An 11,257-nucleotide genomic window follows, 5' to 3' on the forward strand; every position below is an offset into this window, starting at 1 on the left:
GGGCATGACGGAGTAACTAACTTGCAGGATCGTTCGTCGCGACAGCCTGGAATTTCCACATGCGATAGCCCTGCCCTGGAGGGTGGCAGCGGGGCCTGCATTCCGATCGATGCAACTCTGATTTCAGAAACACCCGCCTCAGCTCAATTCTCAATTCGTGTTCAGCCGGAAGCGCAGCGTCTTCGGGCCGATGAAGGTGATCAAATCGCCCTGACGCTTCCAGTTCGTTGCCGCGCTCAGCGCGGCGATCAGCTCGTCGTCGGCCTGGGCACGCGCCGCCGGGCAGTTGCGGTCCTCGATCTGGCCCGCGATGAACACGATGGTGTTGCCGGCGACCGAGAACTGGCCCTTGCCGCCCTTGCACCAGAGCTCCAGCACGGTCTCGCCGTGGTCGCCGATATCGAGATCCGGCACCCGCTTCGAGCCGGGCTGCGGCAGCGCGTCCAGCGTCATTTCCATGCCGAACGGAAACTCCTCCGCCGCCATTGCATCGACGGACATGCTGGACATCGCCAGCGCGACGATCACGCCGGCCATGGTTCGCGTCATGGTTCGCGTCCTGGCTCGCTTCACAACTCGCATCATTCCTCTCGACAGATCATCACGCACGGAGCCCGCCTTGTAGGCGATCGACTCGATGGCTGCCAGCACGGCTCCCCCACAATTGTGGTCCAAACATAGCAAACCCCGCGTTGCCCAGGCGACGCGGGGTTTTTGTCGCAGTCCGTTCGATCGCAATCGGTCTCTGTCTTGAGCGATGGCGCTACTTCAGCACCATCGCGGTGAACGGATAGACATAGGCCTGCAAGGTCACGAACAGGCCGACCAGACAGGCCAGCACGATCGAGTGCAGGAAGACGTAGCGCAGGATCGAGCTCTCGTGGCCGTACCAGTTGGTGGCGGTCGAGGCGACGACGATGGATTGGGCGTCGATCATCTTGCCCATCACGCCGCCGGAGGAGTTGGCGGCCGCCATCAGCACCGGCGACAGGCCGAGCTGCTCGGAGGTGATCTTCTGCAGGTTGCCGAACAGCACGTTCGACGCCGTGTCCGACCCCGTCAGCGCCACGCCCAGCCAGCCGAGCAAGGTGCCGAAGAAGGGATACAGCACGCCTGTCGTGGCGAAGGCGAGGCCGAGGGTGGCGTCGACGCCGGACAGGCGGGTGAGCGTGCCGATCGCGAGCATCGCCGAGATCGTGATCAGCGAGATCGCGCAGAGCCGGATGGTGCGGCCATATTCGGCGATCAGCTTGCCCGGTCCGACACCCATCAGGAAGCCGGAGATGATCGCAGCGATCAGCATGCCGGTGCCGGTGAAGGTCAGATAGGTGAACGAGAACACCGCACCCTCCGGCGTCGGCTTGGCAGCCACCGGCGGCATCTTGTTGATCAGCTTGTCGAGCTCGGGCACCGGATAGTTCCACGCGAAGTTCGCGTTCGCCCAGCTCTTGAAGGCGCCGCTGCCCCAGATCAGCATGATGATGCAGACGATGATCCACGGCAGCAGCGCGCCCCACAGTTCGGCTTGCGTCAGCGGCGTGCGGTCGAGCGGCTTCTGCGCGGCCATGGTCGCCGCCGAATCGTCGCGTCCGCGCAGCGCCGGCGACAGCCACAGCTGCCGCGGCTGCCAGACCTTCAGGAACAGGATCAGCGCGCCCATCGAGATCAGCGAGGCGCCGATGTCGACGATCCAGGGATTGATGTAGTTCGAGATCAGGAACTGCGGCACGGCGAAGGAGACGGCGGTGACCAGGATCGCCGGCCAGACGTCCTTCATGCCCTTCCAGCCCGCGAACGCCCAGATCACCCAGAACGGCACGATCAGCGAGAACACCGGCAATTGCCGGCCGACCATCGCGCCGAGGATATAGGGATCGATGCCGGTGACCGAGGCGAGGCCCTGGATCGGCGTGCCGAGCGCGCCGTAGGCGACCGGCGCGGTATTGGCGATCAGCGACAGGCCGGAGGCCGCGAGCGGCGAGAAGCCCAGCCCGATCAGCACGGCGCCGGTGATGGCCACCGGCGTGCCGAAGCCGGAGGCGCCCTCGAAGAAGGCGCCGAAGGAGAACGCGACGAGCAGCAATTGCAGGCGCCGGTCCTCGGTGACGCCGCCGATCGCGCGCTTCAAGAGCTCGAATCGGCCGGTCGAGACCGTGACCTGGTAAAGAAAGATGACGTTGAGGACGATCCAGCCGATCGGGAAGAAGCCGGTGACCACGCCGAGGAAGGTGGCGCGCAGCGACATGTTGGCGGGCATCGTGAAGACGACGATCGTGATCACGTTGGTGAGGATCACGGCGATGATCGCCGCGATGTGCGCCTTGACCTTGCCGCTGGCGATCAGCACCAGCAGCGTCACGACGGGGACTGCGGCGGCCAGTGTGGACAGCACCGGACTCGCCAACGGATCATAGACTTGGTTCCACATAGTACGTCTCCCCCCACGTTCTTCTTGTTGGACCCGAGCCGGCGGGGCGGACCGGGTCTATCTGCCCAAGGTCAAGCCTGGGCAAGACTGCGCATTCGAGATCACAAACCCGGCAACCGCCCCAATCTGCTCAAATTCTCGCGAAATCTGGCGGCAGCCGCGATGTCTCTTGTATGCAGCATGCTACGGTTTGCCGCATGCGACCGACAAGCCGGCGGTCGCCCGGCACCTTACGACTTTCGTCTAGACAGGCGGTGGCGACTGCGAAATTCTCCCGCCAACTCAGCCCGTTAAGGCCCTTTCTCAGGAGCAGTTCCACTGTGAACAATCTGCGCTCGACCATCGCGACCGTCTGGCGGATCGCCATCCCCTACTTCCGGTCCGAGGACAGACTGGCGGGACGCATCCTGCTCGCCGCCGTCATCGCCATCGAGCTGTCGCTGGTCGCGATCCAGGTGCTGGTGAACCAATGGCAGAACCGCTTCTTCAACGCGCTGCAGGAATACAATTGGGACAGCTTCATCTGGGAGATCGGCGTGTTCGTCGGGCTCGCGGCGATCTACATCCTGCTCGCGATCTACCAGCTCTATTTGAATCAGTGGCTGCAGATCCGCTGGCGGCGCTGGATGACCGAGGTCTATCTGCGGCGCTGGCTGAGCAGCGCCACGCACTACCGCATGCAGCTGCGCGGCGACATCGCCGACAACCCGGACCAGCGTATCGCCGAGGACGTGCAGCTGTTCGTCGACAAGACCCTCAACATCTCGATCGGCCTGCTCAGCTCGATCGTGTCGCTCGCCTCGTTCACGGTGGTGCTGTGGGGCCTGTCCAATGACGCGCCGCTGCAGCTGTTCGGGACGCAGGTTTCCGTACCCGGCTATCTCGTCTGGATCGCGCTCATCTACGCGGTGTTCGGCACGGTGCTGACGCATTGGATCGGCGCGCCGCTGGTCAATCTCAATTTCGAGCAGCAGCGCTACGAGGCCGACTTCCGCTTCAACCTGGTGCGGGTGCGCGAAAGCTCCGAGCAGATCGCGCTGTTGCGCGGCGAGGGCGCCGAGCAGGGCCAGCTCACCGATAGGTTCGGCCGGGTGGTGCAGAACTGGTACCAGATCATGAGCCGGACCAAGCGGCTCACGGCCTTCACAGCAAGCTACTCGCAGGCCGCGGTGATCTTCCCCTACGTGCTGGTGGCGCCGGCCTACTTCGCCAAGACCATCCAGATGGGCGCGATCATGCAGACGGCCTCGGCGTTCTCCCAGGTGCAGGGCGCGCTGTCGTTCTTCGTCTCGACCTACCGTACGCTTGCCGACTGGCGCTCCACCGTGGCCCGCCTCGACGGCTTCGACATGGCGATCGAGAGCGCGGCCAAGCTCGCCACGGAGCCGCAGACGATCGATGTCGTCGGCCATTCGGGCGACAGCATCGAGCTGGCCCAGCTGCTGCTGAAGCTGCCGAACGGCCTGCCGCTGATCGCGGCCGAGGGCTTCCGCCTCGAGAGCGGCGAGCGCACCTTGCTGACCGGCCCGTCCGGCGCCGGCAAATCCACCCTGTTCCGCGCCATCGCCGGCATCTGGCCGTTCGGCAGCGGGGCGATCAGCGTGCCCGGCCACGCCAAGCTGATGATGCTGCCGCAGCGGCCGTACTTCCCGATCGGCGCGCTCAAGGCCGCGATCGTCTATCCGGCCGCGGCGGACGCGTACGGCGCCGATCGGATCAAGGAGGCGCTGGCGGCCGTCGGGCTGCCGCAACTGGCTGACCGGCTCGCCGAGGACGGGCACTGGAACCGGACCTTGTCGCTCGGCGAGCAGCAGCGGCTCGGCATCGCCCGCGCGCTGCTGCATGAACCGGACTACCTGTTCCTCGACGAGGCCACGGCGTCGCTGGACGAGCCGGGCGAAGCCAAGCTTTACCGCGTCATCGCCGACCGCCTGCCGCAGACCACCGTGGTCTCGATCGGCCACCGCTCGACCTTGCACGACTTCCACGACCGCAAGGTCGAACTGATTCGCGACGGCGACCGCTTCACTTTGCGGCCGACGGCGCAGCCGGCGGAGGGAGCCGAGTAAGGCAATCCTGGCCTGACAGGCCTCGCAGGCGCGGCGATCTCGATCTCACCCTCCCCTGGAGGGGGAGGGTCGATCGCACGCGAAGCGGGCGAGCGGGGTGGGGTGAGCCGCGGACACCGATCCCAGCGGAGCGATCACCCCACCCCGGCTCGCATTCCGCTGCGCTCCATGTGAGCCGACCCTCCCCCTCCAGGGGAGGGTGACAGTGGACTTGGCTTCAAAGCTGCGCGTGGCGGCATCGGGACCATGCAGTCGAAGTGCAATCGCCCGACTCCGCAAAGCCGCATGATGCTCGCGGCAAGGCAATAAGCGCCCCAAAAAGCAGAAGGGCGGCAGATTGCTCTGCCGCCCTTTGCCTTTGAGAATTCGATCCGCCGTGAGGCGACTTACTTCAGGTTGCTCATCGCGGTCAGGTCGACCGAGAGCTTGGCGATGCCGGTCGCGCCGCACCACTTGGAGCCGACGCCGGTCGGGTTGATCGCGGTCACGTTGGTGGTGCCGCTGCCGGTGAAGTCGCTGGTGAAGGCGTTGCAATCGCCCTTCGACAGGTTGGTGTCGGAGTAGCGCAGGTCCAGCGTGAAGACCTTGTAGGTGAAGCCGACGCCGATGTTCCAGGTGTTGTAGTCGGCATACTTGATGCCGTTCGGGAAGGCGGCGGTGCCGTAGAACGAGTCGGAGGTGCCGAACCACTGGCGGCCGAACTCACCCGACACATACATGCCGACGCCGCTGGAGCCGAAGGTGGTGCTGGGGGCGGTGAACTTGCCGGTGACCGAGGCGTAGTTGCCCCAGGCGCCGGTGTTCAGGAAGCTGGGCGTGTAGAACTCGGTGACGCCGAACGTCCACATGTCGTTCACGGTGTAGTTCATCTTGCCGTAGACTTCGAAGAACGAGACGTCCTTCTTCATCACGTTCAGGTTGGTCAGCGTGTTGGCCTGGCACTCGGCGCTCAGGGCGCGGCCGGCGAAGTCGGTGGTCGCGCCGCCGCCGTAGTAGCAGGTGCCGCCCGGATACAGGTAGCCCCAGACGCCGATGTCGAAGGCGAAGGCGCCGAAGGTCGGGCGGATACCGCCGTAGATGTCGATCTCGGCCGCGGCGCGGTTCGGGAAGGAGATGCTCTCACCGGCGACGCCGATGTACAGCTGCAGGTCCTTGTTGACGTTGTAGCGCGGCTCGAAATAGGCGGCGACCGACGGCTTGTGGTTGGACTGGGTCACGCCGCGGAAGACGTAGTCGTTCATGATCGCGGCGCCGAACGCGATGTCCCAGGGATCGAAAGCGGCCACCGGCGGCGGAGCCTTGTAGGCCTTCACCGCCATGTCAGCGGCCGAGGCCGAACCCGAAACCATTGCCAGCGCCGTTGCCAACAAAGCCAACTTCTTCATGAACGTTCCCCATCACCCGAATTTCGAGCACCGGTCCGATGTTCGGCCCCCCAGGGCACAATCAAGACCATCTGCGTCATACAGTCTCGATTTGTGACAGCGTCTCGCCGCAGGTGAAGCAAAAAAGCGCGGCATCTGCCGCCTTTTTGGGCGATTTGACAATTCTACGGCAGGTTGCCGTCGGCCTGTTGCATTTGAACAACAAGTTTCTGTGGGTGAAATCCCCGTGGCGTGCACAAAACCGCGAGATCGTGGCGCTCGGTCCTCACATTCGACCACCGACGGCAATGCGGATTCGCCCGGTCGTAGATTTACGGGGACAGCCCCCGCACCGGGGTGAGTCGGCGCGCGAGCCCGTCAAAAGCAAAGAGGCCGCAGCGGTGGCGCTGCAGCCTCGGTCGTCCATCGATCGTCGTGCCCCCGGAGTCTGATCCTGGAGTCTGATCCTGGAGTCTGGTCCTGGCGGCCTGCCCTGACCAGCGCAGAAGCCGGTATCAGCTCTCGGAGGGCGTGCCTTGCTCGCCGTCGTGGGCCGGCTCGCTCGGCGTCGCCCAGCTGGTCTCGGAGGCCTGTTCGGTCTCGTGCGTCTCGGGAGCCTCGACCAGCGGCGCCATCTTCTTCGGGGCGCGCTTCTTGGCCGCCTTCTTCGGCGCGGCCGGCGCCTTCGCAGCAGACTTGGGGGCGGACTTGGCCGGAGCCTTGGCCGCCTTCTTAGCCGGAGCCTTCGCCGCCTTCTTGGCGGCGGCCTTCTTGGCCGGCGCCTTGGCAGCCTTCTTCGGCGCCGCCTTCACGGCCTTCTTCGCCTTCTTGGCCGGAGCCTTCGCAGCTTTCTTGGCGGACTTCCCAGCCTTCTTCGCCGACTTGCTCGCCTTCTTCGCGGCCTTCTTGGCCTGCGCCATCAGCTTCTTTTCTTTCTTCTCTTTCTTGTCCTTCTTCGACTTCTTGTCCTTCGCCATCGAAACCTCCTGTTGCCGCCGATCGGTCAGATCATCCGGCGGGACGGGCCGGCAAGCCGCTCGCGCCCGTCGCTCAATTCATTTCCGGACGCGGACCGCCCGTCGCCCAGTCGAGAAGTTCAACGGTGTGGACGACAGGGAGGGTTGTGCCGCTGGCAATCTGCATCATGCAGCCGATATTGCCCGCCGCGATCACATTCGGCCTGACGCTCGCGATGTTGGCGACCTTGCGATCGCGCAGTCTCATCGCGATGTCGGGCTGGAGAATGTTGTAGGTCCCCGCCGAACCGCAACACAGATGACTCTCCGGTATATCTTTCACCACGAATCCGGACTTGGAAAGCAATTCTTTCGGAATGCTCGTGATTTTCTGCCCATGTTGCAGCGAACATGCGGAGTGATAGGCCACCGTGATGTCATCATGCGTCGCCTGCACGTTCAGTTCGAGCGTCGCGAGATACTCGCTGATGTCCTTGGCCATCGCCGAGACGACCGCCGCAGGCGCTGCATATTGCGGGTCTTCGCGCAGCATGTGGCCGTAGTCCTTGATCACGGTGCCGCAGCCTGACGTCGTCACCAGGATGGCATCGAGCCCGCCGCGCTGCGCCTCCGCGGTCCACACCGCGATGTTGGCTTTCGCCCGCGCCTTGGCGTCGTCGTCCTGCCCCATGTGATGGGTGAGCGCGCCGCAGCATTGCTCGTCCTTCACCAGCACCACCTCGACGCCGTGCCGCGTCAGCACATTGATCGCAGCCTGGTTGATGCGCGGCGCCAGCGCCGCCTGCGCGCAGCCCTGCAACAAGGCCACGCGGCCGCGTCGCGCGCCCTGCGCCGGAAACACCGACCCGCCCGCCGGCCCCGGCGCGGGCAGCGGCGCTGATGGCGCCAGCTCCAGCATCGCCCTGACGCGCCGCAGCACGCTCGGCGCCGGCCCCGTCGTCTGCGATCTCGCCGGCAGCAGCGCCTTGAACGGCCGGGCGAACCGCGCCAGGCTCATCGCCAGGCGAAACTCGCGCGGCCGCGGCAGCACATAGGCCAGCACGGCGCGGAGCAGCCGGTCCATCGGCGCGCGCTGATAGGTCTGCTCGATCCGCCCCCGCGCCTGGTCGACCAGGTGCATGTAGTGCACGCCGGACGGACAGGTCGTCATGCAGGACAGGCACGACAGGCAGCGGTCGATATGCTTGACCACGTCGGCCGTCGGCGCCTGCTCCTTCTCCAGCATCTGCTTGATCAGGTAGATGCGGCCGCGCGGGCTGTCGAGCTCGTCGCCGAGCAGCACATAGGTCGGGCAGGTCGCGGTGCAGAAGCCGCAATGGACGCAGGCGCGCAGGATCTTGTCGGCGACCGCGATATCGGGATCGGCGAGCTGCGCCAAAGTGAACTCGGTCTTCATGCCACAGCGCTCCGGCGCATCCGCCCGCGGTTGAGAATCGTCTTGGGATCGAAGGACACGCGAACCCGCTCCTCCAGCGCGGCGACACCCGCGGGCTGCGGATGGAACACATCGACGGCGAGCCGCATCTCGTCCCATGCCCGCAGCAGCATCGCGTGGCCGCCGGCGGCGTCCGCGAGCTTGCGCACCACGCCCGCCGAGGCATCCGCCTGCGGCGGCAGCGCCGCCCAGATCAGGCCGCCGCCCCAATCGTAAATCACCTCGCCGCCGGTCTGTTTCACCAGCGCCTGCCCGATCTCAGCGCCCGACACCGGCGGGCAGACGATCCGCCACACCGGCCACGCCCCCAAGGTGCCCTGCGCCGCGAACGGCAGCACGTCGCGGATGGCACTCCACGCGTTGGCCGAGACGTCATCGGCGATGATCTCGGCCGTGCCGAACGTCGCGAGCTGCTTGGCGAGCGAGCCCGCGCGATGCACCGCCGAGGCCGTGATGCCCTCCAGCCTGATGACCGTGACCGCCTCGGCCCGCGCGCCGATCGCGCCGAGCCCGTCCACCTCGGGCCGCATCGTCGAGGCCGGCAGATGCGCCGCGGCCGAGACGTCGAACGGCGAGCCCAGCGCCGCCGTCATCGCCCGGTTGGCCCTGAGATCGTCGAGCCCGCGCAGCACCAGCGTCCGCTCCGCCTCCGGCCGCGGCATCACCTTCAGCGTCGCCTCCGTCATGACGGCCAGCGTGCCCCAGGACCCCGCCAGCAGCTTGCAGAGGTCATAGCCGGTGACGTTCTTCACCACCTTGCCGCCGGTCTTGAAGCTCTCGCCGAAGCCGGACACCGCGTAAGCCCCGAGCAGATGATCGCGCACCCCGCCGGCCCGGATCCGCCGCGGCCCCGCCAGCCCCGCCGCGATCATCCCGCCCAGCGTTCCCCGCCCCGTGGTCCCGAGCAGCGGCCCCGTATCCATCGGCTCGAACGCGAATTGCTGGCTCTTCGAATCGATCAGCGACAAGAGGTCGCCGAGCGGCGCGCCGGCCTGCGCCGTGATGATCAGCTCGTTCGGCTCATAGGAGACCACAGCGCTCAGCGCCGACACATCGAGCACGGCATTGGTCGCCGTCACCTGCCCGATCCCCCGCTTCGAGCCATGCCCGATCACCTCGATCGGCTGCTCATTGGCGATCGCCGAGCGGACCACCTCCTCCACATCGGCCGCGTTCCGTACCTTCAGGGCGTCCACCACTGCTCGCCTTGCTTGTTGATGATGAAGGCGACCGCAACGCGGCCACCGGCGTTGGACTCGTTCTAGAGCATGATCGGAGAAAAGGGCAGCCCGGTGTGGCGAAAAGATCGTGCGGGGACAAGGAGATGAGAGGGAACGACGGACGCGCCGGGCGGACCATTCGAGGTCTTGGAGCGCGGACTCGCCAGGACCGCTGCCGTCGTGACACGAGCCATCCCCCCACGAGCGGTGCGCCCCCTCTCCCCGTCCTTCGCGGGGAGAGGGTTGGGGTGAGGGGCGCCCCACGGGTGGAGCATTTCGTAGTCCGTAGGGCGGGTTAGCGCAGCGTAACCCGCCGACCTTTCGCGCCACATTGCGGATGACGCCTTCGGCTCATCCGCCCGACCCGCTTCTCGTGCGAGATCGCTCCAAATGTGCTAGCGTATCGGCATGGCTCCAAAGAGACCCGCATCGAAAAAGACCAAGGCCGGCGGCTTCGTGATCGGCAGCGCGCGCTATCGCAAGATCAGCGCCGTCGAGGGGATCGAGTATTCCCCCAAGATGAAGGGCGCCGCGTCTACGACCGGCAAGGCCCTGTCCCCCGAGCAACGCCGGAAGTCGATCATCGAAGCCTATCGCAAGGCTTAGGCCACGATGTACGACGCGGTCGCCGACGATTATTGCTATCCCGGCACGACCGTTCTGAAGAACAAGCTGGATATTCGAGACGCTACGGAACTCGCGGCTTTCGAGGCTGAGGTCAGCGAAACCAGGGCTGACGAGGAGCTCCCGGCCGGAGATCTAGACTTCGCACATTTCAAGGCGATCCACCGCCATCTCTTTCAAGATGTCTACGACTGGGCGGGAGAGCCGCGCACGGTCCGCATTTCGAAAGGCGGCAGCATGTTCTGCTTCCCGGAGAACATTGCGCGCGAAGCGAAGCGGCTGTTCGCCAAACTTGAGAACGATCATTTCCTCCAGGACCTGCCACCGGCAGAGTTTGCGAGGAGATCGGCGGAATTCCTCGCAACTCTGAACGTGATCCATGCCTTCAGGGAGGGCAACGGCCGTGCGCAGCTCTCGTTCTTTCTTTTACTGGCAGATCAAGCCGGGCACACCATCGACCTGGAAGCACTGGATCCAGGCGCCTTTCTGCAGGCGATGATTGCGAGCTTCGATGGAGATGAGGCGCCTCTGACCGCGGCCATTGAACGCCTCGTTGACGACGAGAACCCAAGAGAATTAGCGTAGGAGGCAAGCCTTCCGAGCGGTAACCGCATCAAGATGCGCTCGGCCTCCGGGAAGGAAAGATAGCCGCTCTATGACAGCCGCTAAGACGAAGCGCGCCTACTCCAAGGCCGACATGAAAGCCGTCTCGGACAATCCGGAATGGACCGCGAGCGATTTCGCCAGGGCCAAGCCATTCTCCGAGGTCTTCTCGGAGATTGCGAAGACCATCCGCCGGAGCGGTCCGCAAAAGCAGCCGACCAAGATTCAGGTGAGTATCCGCCTGAGCCCCGCCGTCGTGAAGTACTTCAAATCGAAGGGACCGGGCTGGCAGACAAAAATTGACGAGGCCCTGGTCAAGATCGTCGACAAAAATTCCACGAAGAAGCGCTAAGCAACCAAGAAGCCTCTCGTCAAGCGGCCTGAGGAAGTCCGCAGGCGGTTGGCGAAGCGTAACTGGCCCGACAATGCGTGACGCGCGGCGAATTACGCCTTTAGCTAATACTACTGCGTCACAAATTTCTTCTTTTTGGCTTTGGCGCGAGGCCGCAACATGGGCATCGAGGTAAAGTTCTGGCC

The 11,257-nt window shown here is 65.1% G+C and carries 10 protein-coding genes; 4 read left to right on the plus strand and 6 right to left on the minus strand.

The annotated features are described in order from the left end of the window. Positions 1 to 150 precede the first annotated feature (150 nt). Positions 151 to 549 (minus strand): META domain-containing protein, encoded by a 399-nt coding sequence (locus tag ACQR1L_RS34965; protein ID WP_434862454.1) that lies wholly within the window; start codon positions 547 to 549, stop codon positions 151 to 153. Between the two features lie 214 nt (positions 550 to 763). Continuing rightward, complete coding sequence (locus ACQR1L_RS34970; RefSeq protein WP_434862455.1) at positions 764 to 2,428, minus strand: L-lactate permease; 1,665 nt, start codon at positions 2,426 to 2,428, stop codon at positions 764 to 766. A 320-nt stretch (positions 2,429 to 2,748) separates the two neighbouring features. Between ACQR1L_RS34970 and ACQR1L_RS34975 the strand changes: the two genes are divergently transcribed. Continuing rightward, complete coding sequence (locus ACQR1L_RS34975) at positions 2,749 to 4,497, plus strand: ABC transporter ATP-binding protein/permease (protein ID WP_434862456.1); 1,749 nt, start codon at positions 2,749 to 2,751, stop codon at positions 4,495 to 4,497. 386 nt (positions 4,498 to 4,883) lie between these two features. On the opposite strand, the gene ACQR1L_RS34980 is transcribed toward ACQR1L_RS34975, so the two are convergent. From ACQR1L_RS34980 to ACQR1L_RS34995, 4 genes are all read right to left on the minus strand, one after another. Then, positions 4,884 to 5,882, minus strand: coding sequence for a TorF family putative porin (locus tag ACQR1L_RS34980; protein WP_434862457.1), 999 nt, complete (start codon positions 5,880 to 5,882; stop codon positions 4,884 to 4,886). Positions 5,883 to 6,376: 494 nt separating this feature from the next. Further along, positions 6,377 to 6,838: a hypothetical protein gene (locus tag ACQR1L_RS34985; RefSeq protein WP_434862458.1), complete on the minus strand. Its 462-nt coding sequence runs from the start codon at positions 6,836 to 6,838 to the stop codon at positions 6,377 to 6,379. A gap of 73 nt (positions 6,839 to 6,911) precedes the next feature. Continuing rightward, positions 6,912 to 8,234 (minus strand): glycolate oxidase subunit GlcF, encoded by a 1,323-nt coding sequence (glcF, locus tag ACQR1L_RS34990; RefSeq protein ID WP_434862459.1) that lies wholly within the window; start codon positions 8,232 to 8,234, stop codon positions 6,912 to 6,914. Further along, positions 8,231 to 9,469 carry an FAD-binding protein gene (locus ACQR1L_RS34995; protein ID WP_434862460.1) on the minus strand — a complete coding sequence of 413 codons (1,239 nt, stop codon included), beginning with the start codon at positions 9,467 to 9,469 and terminating at the stop codon, positions 8,231 to 8,233. Before ACQR1L_RS34995 ends, glcF begins: the two co-directional genes overlap by 4 nt. A 432-nt stretch (positions 9,470 to 9,901) precedes the next feature. Between ACQR1L_RS34995 and ACQR1L_RS35000 the strand changes: the two genes are divergently transcribed. The 3 genes from ACQR1L_RS35000 to ACQR1L_RS35010 all read left to right on the plus strand — a co-directional run bounded on the left by ACQR1L_RS35000 (position 9,902) and on the right by ACQR1L_RS35010 (position 11,072). After that, positions 9,902 to 10,099 carry a hypothetical protein gene (locus ACQR1L_RS35000; protein WP_434862461.1) on the plus strand — a complete coding sequence of 66 codons (198 nt, stop codon included), beginning with the start codon at positions 9,902 to 9,904 and terminating at the stop codon, positions 10,097 to 10,099. Between the two features lie 6 nt (positions 10,100 to 10,105). After that, positions 10,106 to 10,702 (plus strand): Fic/DOC family protein, encoded by a 597-nt coding sequence (locus tag ACQR1L_RS35005; RefSeq protein WP_434862462.1) that lies wholly within the window; start codon positions 10,106 to 10,108, stop codon positions 10,700 to 10,702. Between the two features lie 70 nt (positions 10,703 to 10,772). Further along, positions 10,773 to 11,072 (plus strand): BrnA antitoxin family protein, encoded by a 300-nt coding sequence (locus tag ACQR1L_RS35010; protein ID WP_434862463.1) that lies wholly within the window; start codon positions 10,773 to 10,775, stop codon positions 11,070 to 11,072. Positions 11,073 to 11,257 lie beyond the last annotated feature (185 nt).

Origin of the sequence: Bradyrhizobium sp. HKCCYLR20261, assembly GCF_051168435.1 — a bacterium.
GTDB lineage: Bacteria > Pseudomonadota > Alphaproteobacteria > Rhizobiales > Xanthobacteraceae > Bradyrhizobium.

Coding starts and splice junctions, on each gene's coding strand:
- ACQR1L_RS35000 (WP_434862461.1), top strand. CDS start 9,902: ATGGCTCCAAAGAGACCCGCATCGAAAAAGACCAAGGCCGGCGGCTTC.
- ACQR1L_RS34970 (WP_434862455.1), bottom strand. CDS start 2,428: ATGTGGAACCAAGTCTATGATCCGTTGGCGAGTCCGGTGCTGTCCACA.
- ACQR1L_RS34980 (WP_434862457.1), bottom strand. CDS start 5,882: ATGAAGAAGTTGGCTTTGTTGGCAACGGCGCTGGCAATGGTTTCGGGT.
- ACQR1L_RS34985 (WP_434862458.1), bottom strand. CDS start 6,838: ATGGCGAAGGACAAGAAGTCGAAGAAGGACAAGAAAGAGAAGAAAGAA.
- glcF (WP_434862459.1), bottom strand. CDS start 8,234: ATGAAGACCGAGTTCACTTTGGCGCAGCTCGCCGATCCCGATATCGCG.
- ACQR1L_RS35005 (WP_434862462.1), top strand. CDS start 10,106: ATGTACGACGCGGTCGCCGACGATTATTGCTATCCCGGCACGACCGTT.
- ACQR1L_RS35010 (WP_434862463.1), top strand. CDS start 10,773: ATGACAGCCGCTAAGACGAAGCGCGCCTACTCCAAGGCCGACATGAAA.
- ACQR1L_RS34965 (WP_434862454.1), bottom strand. CDS start 549: ATGACGCGAACCATGGCCGGCGTGATCGTCGCGCTGGCGATGTCCAGC.